Raw genomic sequence first — 16,877 nt, 5'->3', positions numbered from 1 at the left:
TCAGTCTACTACTTCTATTCTTCCACTCTTTCTTCAACATACTTTACTGCATCCTGAACTGTTTTGATGCTTTCAGCCTCTTCTATTTGAATTCCAAATTCTTCTTCAAGCTCGATTATAATTTGGAAAAGATCCAATGAATCTACTCCTAAATCTTCAAAGCTTGTCTCTAATTTAATTTCATCCTCTTCAATTCCTAATTGGCTTGCTATAACTCCCTTAATCTTTTCAAATATCATTTTAAAATTCCTCCCTAATCACTAAATCATATTTTTAAATTTTTTATTATTTATTTTTAGAAACTCCATTCAACTAGAGCTACTGACCAAGTAAATCCTGCCCCAAAGGCAACCAATATAATCTTATCTCCCTTTTGCAGCAGTCCTTTTTCAACCATTTCATCCAAAGCAATTGGAATACTTGCTGCTGAGGTATTACCATAGTTCTGGAGATTTACATAGAACTTATCATTTGCCGCACCAAGTTTTTTTGCTGCAAACTCAATGATTCTATAGTTAGCTTGATGAGGTACTATATATTTAACATCATCAAGGCTATAACCTGTATCTTTTAGCACCTTATCAATTGCCTCAAGAATAATTCCAGAAGCAAATCTAAACACTTCTCTTCCATCCATGCTTATTTTAAAGTCCTCAAGCTTTTCTGGCTTAACTAAAGGATTTTTTACTGGGACGCAGCCAAGAGTTAAAAACTCAGTTTTTCTTCCATCAGCTCCATTAAATATAGAAGCAATACCTTTTTCCTCGCTTGGCATAAGTACTGCTGCTCCTGCACCATCACCAAATAGTACACAAGTATTTCTATCTGTCCAATCAGTAACTTTTGATAGCACTTCTGCACCAACAACTAAAGCTTTCTTGCTTTGACCAGTCTTAATAAACTGTGCTGCAACATTTAAAGCATATATAAAACCTGAGCAAGCTGCAGATATATCAAAGCATGCTGCATTAAACGCTCCTATCTTAGACTGAATATATACAGCAGTAGAAGGACTTAATGCATCTGGTGATGAGGTTGCAACTACAATCAAGTCAATTTCTTCAGGAGTTAGAGACGCTTTTTCAAGCGCTTTAATTGCTGCTTTTGCACCTAAGTCTGAAGTATTCTCTCCTTCTGAAATCCTTCTTTCTTTTATACCTGTTCTAGTTGTAATCCATTCGTCATTTGTATCTACAAGCTTGGATAAATCATCATTTGTCATTATTTTGGGTGGAACATAACTTCCTATGGAAGCAATTTTAACTTGTTTCATTATACTTAACCCTCTTTACTAGTTAGATTGTATTTTGATTTAAAAAATCTATTTAGTTTCTCAAGTGAGTGTATTAATACTTCCTCTTCCTGTTCGCTCAAATCCTGAATTGTTTCTCTGATCATATCCTTATGAAACTTATCATGTATCCTATAGGCAAGCTTGCCTCTTTTAGTAAGCCTAATTAAAACGACCCTTCTATCTCCCTCAAGCCTCTCTCTTTCAACATAACCCTTCTTAACAAGATTGTTTATTGCAGTAGTTAGAGTGCCTACAGTTATCTCTAAGTCTTTTGCTACCTCAGACATACTTCTAGCTTCATACATACCTATAGCCTCAATGGTGTGTATTTCCGTTATAGATAAATCCTTAAATTCGCCTTCGCTTAAAGCTCTCTGTTCAATAGTAAGTATGTCGTTAAATAAATCCACTAAAAGTTCATTTAACACATTTATAGTTTTACTCATTTATAAGCTCTCAGCCTCCTTTACTAATTCATCCATAAGCTCTCTCACTGTAACAATCTTATTAAGCCTATAGGCATTACTGCCTGTGAAAATAAGGCCTTCCTCAACATTACCTTTTACTGCTTCAATAAGAGCCTTAGAAATACAATAAGGAGTCACAGCAGGTTCACAGGGTTTCAGACAATTGTAGCATTTCTTCACCGCAATTCTGCCATTCTTAAGCTTATCTAAGAATGTATTGTGTATTGCTCTTCCCGGCATTCCTACTGGACTTTTTACTATTTCAATATCTTCTAGCTTTGAATTTACATAAGCCATTTTGTATCTTATGTCTGCATCGCATTCCTCTGTGGCTACAAATCGTGTCGCCATCTGAACTCCTGCTGCACCTATTCTTATAAGTTCAACTATATCTTTGCCAGTATAAACACCACCAGCAGCTACTACAGGAATGCTCTTTTCATACTTCTGTTCATAAGGCTTTATAGCTTGAATAACTTCTCTTACTATATCAGCCAACTCTGGTTCTTCTCCTGGATTAAGCTGCTCTAAGGAGTATCCTAGATGCCCTCCAGCCTTAGGTCCTTCTACAACTATCAAATCGGGGATATAAGAATATTTATGGTCCCAAAGCTTTGTAATTACTGCTGCAGCCTTACCCGATGAAACAATAGGAGCAATTTTTGTATCTGAACCTTTTATCAAGCTTGGAAGCTCAGTAGGTAGCCCTGCTCCTGAGATAATTAAATCTATTTTTTCATTCACTACAGTTTTGACCATTTCTCTATAATTATTCATAGCAACCATTATATTTACTGCTATAATTCCCTTAGGGCTTAACTCTCTTGCCTTTTTTATTTCCTTTTTCATAGCTCTAAGGTTAGCTTCTTCAGTGTTAGTCTCAAAATCTGCTTCTTCAAAACCAATTTGAGCGCTTGATATAACACCTATACCACCCTCATTAGCTACCGCTGAAGCAAGTTTAGACCTTGAAACTCCTACCCCCATGCCACCTTGTATAATTGGAACGCTTGCCACTAACTCACCTATTTTTAAAGGAGGTAGTTTCATATTATCCTCTCCTTAAGTTTTTTTGATTGTCAAATGTTTTGACTATCAAAGCATTTATTTTGATAATCAAAGTATATAAGAAAGTTAAATAACTGTCAACCCACTTCCATAAAAAGTATTTTAATTATTTATGAACATTTATAGCAAGTTGTAGAGTTAATATTGTTCTTTAAAAGAAAAATGGTGCATTTCTGCACCATCTACTATTTTTCTAAAAGCTCTCTTCTAAGCCAATCAAGGGTATTTACAACAGTTCTATTTCTTATTTTTTGCCTATCTCCAAACATATTGAGCTTCTTAACTTTAACTTCACCTTTTATATAAAGGCCTACATAAACCAACCCTACTGGCTTTTCCTCTGTACCTCCACCTGGACCCGCTATACCTGTTACTGATATTCCTACATCAGTATTGGCTGCTTTTGCAATGCCTTCAGCCATTTCTCTAGCTGTTTCTTCACTTACAGCCCCAAATTTATTTAAGGTTTCTTCCTTAACGCCAAGTCTCTTCATTTTTGCCTCATTGCTATAAGTTATGGCTCCTTCCATAAAAACGGAAGATATACCAGGATAGTTTATAAGCGTACCTGCTAGAAGTCCGCCAGTGCAGGATTCAGCAGTAGCAATAGTAAGGTTTCTGCTAACAAGCATCTCACCTACTACATTTTCTATTGTAGTCTCTCCCTCAGCATAAACATTTAGTTCAAGTCTATCTCTAATCTCCTTTTCCATAGGAATAATAAGCCGTTCTGCTTCTTCCTTGGTCTTTCCTTTTGCAGTAATTCTAAGGATTGATTCATAATCCTTTGCATAAGGCGCAGCCGTCGGATTTTTGCTATTCTCTAATATATCTATAACTTTTTCTGCCATGGCACTTTCGCCAAGTCCTAAAACCCTAAGCACCTTTGAAACCAAAACACCATCTGAAAACTTTTCAAGATAAGGAACTACTGAAGTTTCAAACATAGGCACCATTTCCTTTGGAGGTCCCGGCATCATTACAAGTATTTTGTTTTTTTCTTCAACAATACATCCTGGAGCAGTTCCATTTGGGTTTGAAAGTATTATTGCCCCCTCTGGAAACAAGGCTTGCTTTCTATTTCCCTCACTCATAGGCCTGTTTAATCTTTCAAAAAAATTCTTTATATATTCTAAGGATTCTTCGTGTATTATTAATTTCTTATTAAAATATCTTGCTCCTATTTCCTTTGTTAAATCGTCATTTGTTGGTCCAAGTCCGCCTGTTGCTATAACTATATCTGCCCTGCTAAAAGCCAGTTCGTAAGCTTTAAGAAGTCTGTCTTCGTTATCTCCAACAACGGTTTGATAATAAACAGATATCCCCAAATTCGCTAACCTTTTGGATATGTAGTGTGAATTCGTATTTACTATGTCTCCTAAAAGTATTTCTGTACCTACTGCTAAAATTTCAGCTCTCATTTAAATCAACCTTCCTTAATCAGTATCTATAGTTTAATTCCTGTTTGTTTTAATTTAACTTCTCCACCTATAAAAGGTGCATAGGTCATATAAGCATGATTTTCTGTAACATATTCATCCTTTATTAATTCTTTGTCTGTGGTATATATCCTTCTCCATATAGTATTATTTCTAACATAGCCTCCAAACATACCGGCTGTAATGCTATGTTCTTTTTCATAAATATCATATGAATACCTGTTTTCACTGTTGCTTTTCCATTCACCCTCCAAGTTCTGCTCTGTTACTTTAAGACAGAGCTGAAACTCCTTGTTTGTTCCATTATAAAACTGTAAATCAAGGTAATTATAAGAACAAGTTGCTCCAGAGCCAAAGGGTTGAGTTCTGTTCACATCAGGGAAAACATCATGACTATGTCTGTATCTTTCTGCAACAGTTAAAGGACTATGCAAGGTCATCCAGTAAATTAAGTTAGACAACTGACAAAGCCCTCCCCCTACTCCAGGCTTAAAACTGCCATCTGGACATAGGACTACTCCGTCTAAATATCCTTTTTTATAGGTGGGCTTTCCTATAAGCTTCCAATAGGAAAAAGTCTCTCCTGGTTTTATGACTACTCCATTAAGTCTTTCAACAGCAAGCTTCAAATTAGTTATTTTATTGTACTGAAGATACATGTCTACATCTTTTAGCTTCCTTAATAGAGGAGCGCTATGAGAAAACACTAAATACTTATATTGCTTGTCAACTTTTAGCTTTGCATAGCGTTTCCCGCTAAACGCCCATTGAAGATATTTTCTTAGGGTGTAGTACTTTCGCCCCAGATAAATTCTAAGCTGTGATCTTATAATTGGTTTTCTTTCTCTATAGTTCATTTTTACCTTCCTCCATAAGCATAAAAATTCTATAGCATATTAAACATTCTAAGCCCAATAATTATTATTGCAGCATCTGCAAATATATGAACAAGCCAAGAATTTATAAAATTATTTGATTTTGTATTAAGCCAATTAAAAATAAATCCTACTGAAATCAAACCAAACAGACAGAGCATAATTAAACCCAAACTAAACCAAGTTTTAAAAATAGCTATGTGATACAATCCAAATAGTAATGAAGAATATACATAGGCAAGCTTTGTGTTTTTCTTATTGTATAGATTTAAAAATATGAAACCTCTAAAAAAGAATTCTTCAAGAAAGGAGTTTCCAAAGGTTATATATAATCCAATCAAAATAAAATTAGCCGATGTTATATTTTTTTGCTGCAAATCCATTGCTATGCTATCTAAATCCATAAAGCCTCTAAAAATAAAGAATGCTGCTAATATTATAATAAAGCAAGCCAGGCCAAATATAAATCCAAGTCTTAATCGCTTTTTATCCAACTGTTTCAGCTTTAATTCTTCTGATATACTGGTCCTATTTATAAATTTTATATAGATCATCGGTAGCGCTATGAATAAAATCAGCTTAGACAGCGTCTTTACAACATAGCTTGCAGCAAAATACTGCTCTATAAAATACAAGCATATACATGCAGCTAAAGAACTAAATATTATATATTTTTCTTTCATAGTTTCTCTCCTATCAAATCTTTATTACTGTTTTTATATTTCCATCTTTAGTATTCAGTTAAGTAGTAAAGTAAACTCAGTAAATAATCGCAAAGATTAAGTTATATTATCCTTATTCTATAATCTACTGAAAATTCCTTTTATATCTTAAAACATAGTTTAAAAATGAGGCCTAATTGAATTTCTTCAACTAGGCCTATACAAATTTAAATTAAAAATATCTATTCTTCTTTTTATTAAGTAAAGCATTGGTGTCTAGCTTATCATCCTCTTTTTTCTTTTCCTTCTTATCCTTGTTTATATCTGTTTTCATAGTTTGTATTTGATCTGAAGTTTGAGGCTGTAGCGATTTATCCTTTATATTACTTTGAACCATAACCGTTTCTTCATTTTTTACTTTCTTCTTATATAAATCTTTTATAGATAAATTTAGTTTTCTAATAACTATATCAAAGAAGAAGAGTATAAGCGCCATAGTAAGAAAATAAGGTGTTAAATTAGTCTTACTGGATACTTCCTTAAGTTCACCTGCAAAAACCTCTGAAGGACTTTTTATATAGCTTACACCCATTTCACTTAGCATCTTGTCAAGATTGCTCCTACTTTGAGTTGCGATTTTATACTCAGGAGAATATTGAAGAGCAACTGCAGAATTTATTGCTCCAAGGACATGCTCTCCTTTATTCTGTCTTACATTAACCATATACACACCTGTTTCCTTCATGTCAAAGCTTCCTGTGTACTTTCCTGGTGATGAAGGATTAAGTTTAATCTCTTTATTTGTTGAATCTGGAGCCATAACTACTGCAGTTACAGATAAATCCTCACCTGCGTTTTTAGTTTCCAAGGTTATTTCTCCCTTGCTGCCCACATTTTTAACTTCTACATGTCCACTCTCATCTCCATAATTCTCAACAGTATAGTTTATTATGTTCTGCCACAGCTTTAAGTTCTTATCCCAATTTATATAATTCCTGCTCCATTTGCCGCTTATATCAGAGTTCCAAGCTACGGTCTTTCCAAGACCGTACTGCCAAACTGAAAGTATAGGATCTTCTTCATCGCTTCTAAGTATCATCCTTGCTGTTTCTTTAGGCGAGGAACCTACATATCCAAATAAGTTTGGAAGTTTTTCCTCTGTAAGAACCCCATTCAATATTTGATGGTTGCTGTTCAGTACAGGTGTAAATTCTCTTTCATTCAAATACACACTTGCAGCCATAAATATTTCTTTAGCAAATATTCTTGGTATGTTTGTATTCTCGTCTGTGTAGTAGTATCGGCCCCCTGCTTTCTTAGCAATACCTTGCAAAAGCTTTGTATCTGAATCTTTACCTACTGCTACTGTAGACACTGTAATTTTTTCCTGCTTCAGCTTTTCTATAAGAGGGTCATAGCCTGTATTCTCAGCCTGCCCATCTGTTAAAAGAATTATATGCTTTATTTTTGTCTTACTATCTTTTAAAGACTTATACGCTTCTGCTAGTGAAGGAAGAATAGTAGTTCCGCCTCGAATATTTATGTTTCCAATCTTATTTTTAATATCATTTCTATTTTCAGCCTTCTGTCTTTTAACAGCCCATTCCACTTGGTCGTCAAAGGCAATTACTCCAATTTCATCTATATCTCTTAAGGTATCTGCTGCTTTAAGAGCTGCGTCTTTGGCTAGGTCAATCTTTTTAACATGCTGATTTCCTCCATCCATACTTCCAGATCTGTCTATAACAAGCACTAACCCCATTTCCGGAATAGACTTCTTGCCTCGCATATCCATGTACACTGGAAGAACCTTTTCTAAAGGTGAATTAAGATATTCTCCTAATATAAAGCCTTCATCTCCACCAGTAGCAATAAAGCCTCCAGCAAAATCTTTCACGTAAGGCTCCATAGCGTTCAAAAAGCCTTTGTTCAAACTATCAATATGCACATTACAGGTTATTATTGTCTTATACTGATTTAGTTCCTCGATATTTCTAGGGGCAGCTGCTGCATTAATTTTCTTATAGTCCATCTTTGAAGCTATAAGCATCTTTTCAAGCTCAGATGCTTCACCACTTTTATCTTCTATTAAAAGAATTCTAGGCTTGTCCTGTACATTAGTAAAGGACGAATATTCATTATTCTTAAGTTCTGTATCGCTTGCTGGCTCAACTACAACTTTGTAACTTTTAAAGCCACCAGCATCTGCTGTATCCTTAAAGACAAATTTATTATTTCCTTTTTGAAGCTGAACCTCCTGCTCGCCCCTTTTATCTCTACCGCTATATAGGGTTACTTTAGCTGACGTACTGAGGGTGCTAGTTATGTTGGTAACTATCGTAAACTCATCACCAAGATTTATTTTTTCAGGGATAGTTACACTTTCTACCGCAACCTCGTTTCCTTCAGCCTTTTCTATCTTAAAAACCTTAAAATCAATATTCTGTTCAAGCAGCGATGGTGCAATTTTATAGGCACTGCCCTCATTTTCTTCTCCATCGGTTATTAGTACAACCCTCTTTTTATTATTTTGAGGCAAAAGAGACAAGGCTGTAGTCAATCCATTTTCAATATTAGTGTAAGTACCCACAGGCTTTGTTTCAAGCTTGCTAAATGTGTTATTCTTTGAAATGAACTGCTCTATTAAACTATCACTTCCAAAGGTTATAACCCCTGTCTTGTCTTTCTTTGTTTTTAGCGGAAGTGCCTCTCTAATAAATCTTTCTGCTGTTTCTCTAAACATACTTGTACTATCCGAGGCATCTACAACGAACATGGTAGTCGTTGTATCTATTGTCCACTTAATACTTATTCCCGCCAGAGCTAAAGCTAAAAAAGTAAATACTAATACTCTAAAAATAAGTATGGATACCTTTTTCTTCCTTGTCATCCTTATCATAAAGCGAGCCATAATGGCTATAAAAAGAATAGCCAGAGGTATTATTATAAAGGCATACGGTCTTAGTATTTCTAGTGACAAATTACACCTACCCCCTTTCATCATTAGTTCCTCTTAAATATACTTTAATTATTCAATTACATCATCCACACTTATTCTCCATATCATATGGTCGGAACCTTCTTCCCAGTAATCCTTCAGAAGATACTCTGGATTGCCGAATTTCTTGATCCATGTTTTCTGCGCAGTTTTATAACCGCTATCAAAACAAAACTCTTTTATTCCTTTTTCCTTCATCTCTATAAATATTGAATTTAACATCCTACTGCCAATACCTTTATTCTGATAATCCGGATGTACAAAAACCGTACCAAGCTCTACTACTTCTTTTAGTTCTCCATTAGTGCATGAATTGATTAAATCGTTTGAGGGACCATATTCTATTGAAGCTACTATCTTTTTATTTTCTTTTGCTATAAGAAAATACCTAGCCGTCCCACCAGTTTCAAAATCCTGATTTAAAAATCTTCTCTTATCTTTAATTTCTTCTTCAATCGTATCTATTAAATATGAAATACCATTTCTTTCAAAGGTATCTCTTAGAACAATTTCAAAAAACTCATTAATCAGTTCTATATCTTCAATTTTAGGTCTGCTAAGTTCTACATTTACCATAGTATTTTACCTCTTAGGTTACATTAATAAATAATTTGGATTAGTTTATATTATCTCCAGATATGTTGCACTTTCAAAAGCTTGTTGCCTTCAAAGCTTAATTTGTATATATCAGGCATGCTTAATTTTCTCCAAAAATCATAATTATATTTTTTATCGTAATAGTTCATCACTAGTGCCATAATATTTCCATGTGTACCAATAACAATATTTTCATTCTTATATTTATCTAAGATTTCCTTAAGAAATTTTACGCCTCTGTATTGGGCCGCATAGCCTGTCTCCCCTCCATGAAGAGAGAAATTAAAATCCTTCCAATACTCTAACACTACTTGGTCAAAGTTATCAATCTTGCTATCGGCTAATTTTCTCTCTATAAAACCATCATTTATTGAAATGTCTAATCCGAAAAGCTCCGCAATACCTTCAACTGTTTGGATGGCTCGTTTGTATGGACTTGCCATAACATGAGTTATATCCTCATTAGCAAGCAGCTTTGTAACTCTCTTGGCATCCTTCAACCCTTTTTCTGACAATGGTCTATTTAGTTCCTCAGGAGTATATGTTGAGTGTGCATGCCTGACGAAGTATAAATTAGTCACCATTTAGTACCTTCTCTCCGTAAATAATAAAGCAATTAAAAAATCTGTACTAGCATAAATTCACAAAACTTCTGCGCTTCTATTTTATTAACAACCATTTTCTCTTGGGATTTATAACTATTCAAAGCTTGATTAATAATATCACTATGTTCAATTGGCAGATTACTTAAGCCCCAATTTCCTCCCTGCTCTTTTGAAACAATTAAATTATCCCTAATATAAGCAACAACTCTGCATAAATTGAGTGTAATGTACACTGGATTTTCCACTATCTCTATCTTTGCATTTTTAATATCCATCTTAATACTATCAATATAGTATTCTTTAGGGACGTCTCCAATAACCTCTTTAATAGGCATACCACATAAAGTTATACCTACATCCCGAATTATTGTAAAATGAGCAGCTAGGTCTTTGTCTGTTTTAAAATTATCATCACATAATAATACGGGATTTTCTAAATATCTTTCTAACCAAGCCTTTGAAAAATGCAGCTCATATGGTGTAGGATATATAAATGTAGTACAATATTCTTTCAGTACAACACTCATTTCCAATCCTTTAGGCGGAGACTGTGATCTTAGCTGCTCTAACACCTCTAACAAGCTTATTTTTGTTTCTTGCGTTAATTTTTCATTAACTACAACTAAAAAATCTATATCGCTTTTGTTCCAATTAAAACAATTAAAAGCAATAGAACCATGGACATATATCCCAATTAAATTATTTCCAAGTATTTGTTTATATTTTTCAGCAATTATATTAAGTATGGTTTTGTGATTCATTTTTACCTCCACGGAAATCAAACTATCCATGACTTTAGTCTCCTTGGAATTCAAATTCTGATTATGCAAAATCTTCTCTTCTTAGCTCATAGTCAACCGCTGACTGTAAAACTCCAAGCTGATCAGTCCACGAATTAATTCGAACTGCTACTTTTTTGAAGCCAATTTTTTCATAAACGTGCTGTGCTCTAGTGTTGCTTAGATTAGTGTCGAGTATAACCTTTTTTACTTTCATTTCATCAAATAAATATTTAATCAACATTTTTAAAATTCTAGTACCATAACCTTTTTCCTGATAGGAAAAGTTACATATTTTTATCCCTATTTCTGCGGCATCACCTTGAATACGATAACTCATTTCCCCTACTCTGTTAGAGTCTATTTCAATTATCAGCCTTCTCGAAGCATCAGTTTCATTTTTTAACTTCTCTTTTAGCTCGTCAGCATCAGTATTAATGCCATTAGGGAAACCAGCATGAGCCATTATCTTTCCATCACTCCACCAATGGCAAAGGATTTGCACATCATCAACAGTAGCATGTCTAATAACTAAATTATCATTTTTTAAATACATCCTATTTCCCCCTGGTTAAATCTCACTTTTTAATTGCCCTTGTAGCGTAGAAGGATGGAATATTAAATTCATGAAGCCTTCCTGCACCGTTTGTATCTTGGTATATATCAGTAAGCATAAAACCTGCTTTTAATTGACCGCCAATTTGCTCTTCAATGGTATGCGAAAATTGGATTCCCCAATCATTTTTTATAGAATCCTCATACAATTGTCTATCTTTTAAGGGGTTGAATGGAAGTTTATAGTATAATGTTGTTTCATCATCGTCAAAAACATAATTAATTCCATTATCTACTCCTGCTAACAAGATACCTCCCTTTTTTAATACCCTATAGCACTCTTTCCAAACTGGAATAACATCTTCAATATAGCAGTTGGATACCGGGTGAAAAATTAAGTCAAAGGATTCGTCTTCGAAAGGCAGCGGCTTTGTCATATCTGCTCTCACTGTTTTAATCTCATAATTTTCTCTTCCTGCTACTTCTATTTCGCTTGATAGTTGTTTTTCCGAATAATCCAACACAGTACACTTTGCACCTAATGCAGTAAATATAGGCATCTGCTGACCACCACCAGAAGCTAAGCCAAGTATTTCAGCATTTTTCATTTCACAAAACCATTCCTTTGGTACTGGTTTTGTAGGTGTTAAAAGTACAAACCACTCATTATTCTTTGCTCTTTCAAAAACTTCATGACTAATAGGTTGTCCCCATTCCCAACCTTCCTCAATCCACTTGTCAATAAATCCAGAATTTATTTCAGTATACTTTTTATCCATATAATAACATCTCCCGAATAATTATTTCAGCGTAGCAAACATGGCTTCATGCTTTGCAATTTACATAATGACCTGCTTAAGCTTAACAAAATAATCGCCATACATCATAACCTTTTTACCAACTAGCTGATATCCTCGTTGAGTTAATGCTGCAGTTCGTACAGATGCCTCTGGAATAGCCTTTGTGATAATTGCTTCAACCTCAAAGGCTTCATAGAAATTTTCATTGGCAACTTCTAGAATTCCATTAATAATTGGCTGAGTCTCATAATTACTTTGCAAGTCAATTCTTAATACCCCAAAATGGTTAAATTCATCATCTGCAGCTCTGTGAAACATTTCAATAGTACCTATTTTTTCTTTTGTTTCATTTAAAATTATTGTCCATCTTATAAAATACTTATTTCTATAAGAAAAATCCCAAAAATCAATAGCTTGCTTCATTCTTTCAATTGTAGTGTAATTAAAATTATCTCCATTGCAATTGTCTGAATTAAAAAATGGTACTGCTCTTTCATCAGAATAGCAGTTTAATAGCTCTTCAGCATCTTCCATTTTAGTTTGTCTTAATGTAATAAGTTTATTTTTATAGATTGGACATTCTTCATAAATATCCTTCATCTCTACACCTCTCTACTAACCTTTAAATTAAACTCTGGCTGAGTTATATATTCTAAATACTGTACATTTCCATCATAATTTAAATAGGCATTAAATCTCTGACGAATAGCAGGAGCTGTAATCATATCAAGCACCTTGTCTTTTTTGATCCAACAGGATTCTGAGTTTTCATCTGATATGCATAACTGTCCATCTGCATATGTACATATAAAATCCATCATCACTTTTGTAGGTACTGTTTCAACCCCGTTATAACCTTTATTAATTCCTGTGTTTGAGGAAATTGCAAAAAGTTTTTTTACTACAACATTTACTCCGCTCTCCTCTTTTATTTCCCGAATAACTGCATCAATTAGGTTTTCTCCAACCTCAACTTGTCCACCAGGAAAAACCCATCCTCCATGATGTGTTTTAACCAGTAAAATCTCACCTTGCTCATTTTCCACAACACCTGCTGCAGTAACAATATGTGTCGGCATTATCATTATCCTCACCCCTTATTTTTTTCGAAAAATATCCAAGCTATGATGCGTTATTCCGATCAAATCAGAGCGCTCACATATAGAAAGATGATATTTCAAGTAAGTCTCAAACATTTTTTCATCCATTTCATCGATTATGTTCTTCATGTGATTTGTTGCCAAGTCAGTTGCAACAAAATGAAGACGTTCAACATTATATCCTTCCATCAGTTTGTCAATTTCCTCTTTTCTATACATTTCAAACAGCAAAGATGGGTTTGACAAACATTTAAACGTATCTTTATCGACGATACCACTTTGAATACCTTCAAGGATATTGCCTTTCTGAAATCCCCAGTTTATAATTGTTGCTTCATTCATACAATACGATACAAAAACAACACCACCTTCTTTAGTAACTCTAATTGCTTCACTGATGGCTTGTTTTTTATCACTATCATTAAATAAATGGTATAAAGGCCCAAATACTAAAGTAATATCAAAAGTATCATCATTATAGCAAAACAAATCTATAGCATTTCCTTGCCTAACGTCAATAGTGCAATCTTCAGTAATCTTGTTTTTAAGAATATCAATATTATGCTGAATAAGTTCAATTGCATCAACCTGAAAACCTTCTTGTGCAATTGTAAGTGCGTATCTGCCAGTTCCGGCGCCTACTTCTAAAACTCGCATTCCTTTTTTGAGGAATTTGTTAATGTACTTCATAGTAGTGAGAAATTCCACCTGACCATGTTTCGATACAAGACGCCCATCTTCATTATAATTATTATAATACTCTGTTAAATATCTAAACTCTTCCATTCTCTTCCCCCAAACCTGCATGTTTCCTACATATTGTTATATTGTTATATGGTTATGTTCTTATATGGTTATAATCTTATATGGTTAAATAGCTAGTATTTTGCTTTGATGCTCTTGATTTATAATTGAATCCAATATCTTTGAATTATTTCAGAGAAAGCTTCACTATAAACTTCATTTTCTAATACCCCATTATTATTTTGTATTACTTTAGCTGATGCGATATTTATTTTGTCACAGGTAATTAAAATTCTATCTAAATTCAGCTCTCTACATTTTTGAAGACCTTGCTTCAACATGAAAGTTGCATAACCTTTTTTCCTTTCACTAGGTCTTACAGAATATCCTATATGCCCTCCCTCGCTTAAAAGAAATTCATTCAAGCAGTGGCGTATATTTATCATTCCAATAATCCTGTTATCTGCTTTCCTAACAAAAAAATAAGTACTTGCCGGTACTTTGCCCTCAGGAACATTTGATAAATCTGCTTCCTTTTGAAGCTTCAAAAGCCATTGCTCATAGTTATTATATCTATTGAGCCCGCCTGTGCCGTTTATTTGAGAATTACACTCTATGAACTCCTGTATGTATTCAAATGCTTGTTTTTCGTATTCCTTTGACGGGACTACTAATTCCAAGTATTCGTTTATTTCACTCTCAATCTCTTCCCGTTTCATTATGTTTCCCCCAAATTCTAATAGACTTTGACTTGTTATTCTAAAGAAATCATATATTCTAGATATTTCTTACTTAATCTCAATAATTTATTTTTGTTGCTATCTACATGCTTAATAAGTCTTTTAGCTTCGTCCCAAGCTAAGTCATACTGCTCTTTAGAAATATCCCTATCTAATAATGCCTGTTCTAATTCGTCTTCATCAAACAACAAAACATCACCTGTTGAAAGCAATACAACATCTAAATACAGGTCGTCATAATATGGCATTCCGGAAGAAGAAATAAAATTCCCATTGCAAACATCATAATAAAGCTGTATTAAATCTTGTTCTTTATTGAACATTGCAGTTAGAGAATAATTATAGCGTTCTGGAAAATATTGCACCCATGTATAACCATTATCTGCTAAACATAGGTCTTTATTTTCTATTCCTACAAATAAGGGGTCCTGTACTTTGTCTATATATGTAATAGCTAGGTATCCATCAAGTTCATCATTTTCAATATGTATAAACTTAAATCTTTTTTCAAGAACTCTTGTCCAATCTGGCCGATCTGCAAACTTTCTCTTCATCTAATCATTTACCTCGTGTAACTTCGTTAATTCGATATAGCTCTCTTTTCCCGCCTTCCAATTTCTTAAATTAATCAATCTCTCTCCGTTGTCTCCATGCTCTGGATTATCGAAAGCAGACTGTAAATTATCACATGGTAGCTTGGAACAATGCCCGCAATGATTAAAGCTCTTTTCTATTGAGCACTTTGCAATGGTACATTCTCCCCAAAACATTTTTCCCTGTGCAGCTTGGCAGCCTGGGCAATTTGTTTTTTCCTTCCATTCACAAGCACCGCAGTAGGCTCCGCACATAGCAATCATTTGTTTATCCATGATTTCCCCCTATATATCTATCTTCTTTAAATATTTTTATGCATGAGATAAGATTGGAAACATTAGTTTCTTTTTTTCAATCTTATCTAAATCTTTTCCTAAATAGAAAAAAGTACAATTTTGTTTATAAAATTCAACAGCATCATACCCATTAACATCATAAGGTGTAAATCCAAGCCTTACTTTCTTTATATTACTCCCAAATGATTTAATTACTTTCTCCAAGTTAACTTTGCATATGGATATAACTTGATAAATATAAAGATTTTCCTTCTCTATATCAGCGATTATATATGCATTTTCATCAGCATAATAATAAATTAAATCATTCATAGGTCCTGTTGTCCAAAATGCCATTAAGCCAAAATTGCTCATTGAAAGTCTTTCATTTCCAACACTGTTCTTTACTGTATCAAGAAACTTGTGCCTTGCCATTTTATTTGTCATATCAATATGTTCAACTTGTATCTTACTATTTATTGAATTTATCATTTTGCTATACTGATACTCTTTCCCTCTAATAAATGCAAACTTAGGATAAAAATCAATAACGCTATCATTGGCAAACAAATAAATACCATCAACTTTTCCCTTATATTCTTCAATTATCTTTTCTATAAGATATCGGCTTAATCCCTGCCCCCTATACTTTTCATCTGTCATAACAGTTCCGATTTGAATGTAACTTTTGTCAATGCCATCCATATTAAAGTCCATTAAACTAACAGATACATTTGCTATAACCTTTTCACCATCGACCAAAGAGTGTGGAATATATTTGTCTCCCCAAAATCCGTTATTAAACCATTCAACAAAGTTAAAAGAAAAAGTGTTTTCTGTCATTTCGTTAAAACTCCTACGTAGTGCATTATCATTTTTATAATTAGTGACATAATTATATTTCACATTAACCACTCCAATATGTTTTTTTTATATCCTCTAATCCTTGATAAATCTCACTTCGCGTAAAATTTCCTTCTTCTAATTCTTTATCACTTTTTTCAAGCAATAGATTATAGAAATCAAGTGCAATTTCATAAATCTCTTGTGAGTTATTTTTACTTATTTCCTCAAAAAGTATGTCTTCTGCATTATTAAATTCTCCAGCATAAACAAGTCGTTTTAAAATGATTTTCAAAATATCTTCAGAACCAATATCATTTAAATTTATTGTCTCGCTGCTTTCATCTTCTTTATTTAATATAGCTTTTGAAACATTCTTTGCCAGTTCATTAATCAGCTTCTCAATATTCATGTACTGCCACCTTCTTTATCACTAATAAAA

Annotated in this window: 21 protein-coding genes; all 21 read right to left on the bottom strand. The window is 33.6% G+C overall.

Annotated elements, in window-relative coordinates; translation table 11 throughout:
- Window positions 1–14 precede the first annotated feature (14 nt).
- Window positions 15–239 carry an acyl carrier protein gene (gene acpP / locus NBE98_RS18260; RefSeq protein WP_250816445.1) on the bottom strand — a complete coding sequence of 75 codons (225 nt, stop codon included), beginning with the start codon at window positions 237–239 and terminating at the stop codon, window positions 15–17.
- Window positions 240–295: 56 nt separating this feature from the next.
- Window positions 296–1,273 carry a beta-ketoacyl-ACP synthase III gene (locus NBE98_RS18255; protein WP_250816444.1) on the bottom strand — a complete coding sequence of 326 codons (978 nt, stop codon included), beginning with the start codon at window positions 1,271–1,273 and terminating at the stop codon, window positions 296–298.
- A gap of 5 nt (window positions 1,274–1,278) precedes the next feature.
- Window positions 1,279–1,740: a MarR family winged helix-turn-helix transcriptional regulator gene (locus NBE98_RS18250; RefSeq protein ID WP_250816443.1), complete on the bottom strand. Its 462-nt coding sequence runs from the start codon at window positions 1,738–1,740 to the stop codon at window positions 1,279–1,281.
- Window positions 1,741–2,811, bottom strand: coding sequence for an NAD(P)H-dependent flavin oxidoreductase (locus NBE98_RS18245; protein ID WP_250816442.1), 1,071 nt, complete (start codon window positions 2,809–2,811; stop codon window positions 1,741–1,743). It lies immediately after the preceding gene.
- Between the two features lie 203 nt (window positions 2,812–3,014).
- Window positions 3,015–4,250: a competence/damage-inducible protein A gene (locus tag NBE98_RS18240; protein WP_250816441.1), complete on the bottom strand. Its 1,236-nt coding sequence runs from the start codon at window positions 4,248–4,250 to the stop codon at window positions 3,015–3,017.
- Between the two features lie 26 nt (window positions 4,251–4,276).
- Window positions 4,277–5,125: a VanW family protein gene (locus tag NBE98_RS18235; RefSeq protein ID WP_250816440.1), complete on the bottom strand. Its 849-nt coding sequence runs from the start codon at window positions 5,123–5,125 to the stop codon at window positions 4,277–4,279.
- Window positions 5,126–5,154: 29 nt separating this feature from the next.
- Window positions 5,155–5,826 carry a CPBP family intramembrane glutamic endopeptidase gene (locus NBE98_RS18230; RefSeq protein WP_250816439.1) on the bottom strand — a complete coding sequence of 224 codons (672 nt, stop codon included), beginning with the start codon at window positions 5,824–5,826 and terminating at the stop codon, window positions 5,155–5,157.
- Between the two features lie 211 nt (window positions 5,827–6,037).
- Window positions 6,038–8,785, bottom strand: coding sequence for a VWA domain-containing protein (locus NBE98_RS18225; protein ID WP_250816438.1), 2,748 nt, complete (start codon window positions 8,783–8,785; stop codon window positions 6,038–6,040).
- Between the two features lie 48 nt (window positions 8,786–8,833).
- A complete protein-coding gene (locus tag NBE98_RS18220; protein ID WP_250816437.1) occupies window positions 8,834–9,379 on the bottom strand; it encodes a GNAT family N-acetyltransferase in 546 nt (181 codons plus the stop codon).
- 50 nt (window positions 9,380–9,429) lie between these two features.
- Entirely contained in the window at window positions 9,430–9,984 is a 555-nt protein-coding gene (locus tag NBE98_RS18215; RefSeq protein WP_250816436.1) for a histidine phosphatase family protein, read from the bottom strand.
- 32 nt (window positions 9,985–10,016) lie between these two features.
- Window positions 10,017–10,796, bottom strand: a complete 780-nt coding sequence (locus tag NBE98_RS18210; RefSeq protein WP_250816435.1) for an aminoglycoside adenylyltransferase domain-containing protein — start codon at window positions 10,794–10,796, stop codon at window positions 10,017–10,019.
- A gap of 31 nt (window positions 10,797–10,827) precedes the next feature.
- A complete protein-coding gene (locus NBE98_RS18205; protein ID WP_250816434.1) occupies window positions 10,828–11,340 on the bottom strand; it encodes a GNAT family N-acetyltransferase in 513 nt (170 codons plus the stop codon).
- Between the two features lie 22 nt (window positions 11,341–11,362).
- Window positions 11,363–12,118, bottom strand: a complete 756-nt coding sequence (locus tag NBE98_RS18200; RefSeq protein WP_250816433.1) for a class I SAM-dependent methyltransferase — start codon at window positions 12,116–12,118, stop codon at window positions 11,363–11,365.
- Window positions 12,119–12,178: 60 nt separating this feature from the next.
- Complete coding sequence (locus NBE98_RS18195) at window positions 12,179–12,739, bottom strand: GNAT family N-acetyltransferase (protein ID WP_250816432.1); 561 nt, start codon at window positions 12,737–12,739, stop codon at window positions 12,179–12,181.
- A 2-nt stretch (window positions 12,740–12,741) separates the two neighbouring features.
- Complete coding sequence (locus NBE98_RS18190) at window positions 12,742–13,224, bottom strand: NUDIX hydrolase (RefSeq protein WP_250816431.1); 483 nt, start codon at window positions 13,222–13,224, stop codon at window positions 12,742–12,744.
- 12 nt (window positions 13,225–13,236) lie between these two features.
- Window positions 13,237–14,025: a class I SAM-dependent methyltransferase gene (locus tag NBE98_RS18185; RefSeq protein WP_250816430.1), complete on the bottom strand. Its 789-nt coding sequence runs from the start codon at window positions 14,023–14,025 to the stop codon at window positions 13,237–13,239.
- A 119-nt stretch (window positions 14,026–14,144) separates the two neighbouring features.
- A complete protein-coding gene (locus tag NBE98_RS18180) occupies window positions 14,145–14,702 on the bottom strand; it encodes a GNAT family N-acetyltransferase (protein WP_250816429.1) in 558 nt (185 codons plus the stop codon).
- Between the two features lie 35 nt (window positions 14,703–14,737).
- The gene (locus NBE98_RS18175) at window positions 14,738–15,277 is read right to left on the bottom strand and encodes a ribonuclease FAU-1 family protein (RefSeq protein ID WP_250816428.1); all 540 of its coding nucleotides are present in this window, start codon (window positions 15,275–15,277) and stop codon (window positions 14,738–14,740) included.
- Entirely contained in the window at window positions 15,278–15,592 is a 315-nt protein-coding gene (locus NBE98_RS18170; RefSeq protein ID WP_250816427.1) for a DUF3795 domain-containing protein, read from the bottom strand. It abuts the gene before it with no gap.
- A 36-nt stretch (window positions 15,593–15,628) separates the two neighbouring features.
- Window positions 15,629–16,435, bottom strand: coding sequence for a GNAT family N-acetyltransferase (locus NBE98_RS18165; protein WP_250816426.1), 807 nt, complete (start codon window positions 16,433–16,435; stop codon window positions 15,629–15,631).
- Window positions 16,436–16,499: 64 nt separating this feature from the next.
- On the bottom strand, window positions 16,500–16,847 hold the full coding sequence (locus tag NBE98_RS18160; RefSeq protein WP_250816425.1) for a DUF6483 family protein: 348 nt from the start codon (window positions 16,845–16,847) through the stop codon (window positions 16,500–16,502).
- Between the last annotated feature and the right edge of the window lie 30 nt (window positions 16,848–16,877).

The organism is Clostridium swellfunianum, assembly GCF_023656515.1.
Lineage (GTDB): Bacteria > Bacillota > Clostridia > Clostridiales > Clostridiaceae > Clostridium_AT > Clostridium_AT swellfunianum.
This window is presented reverse-complemented; position numbering and strand designations above follow the sequence as displayed.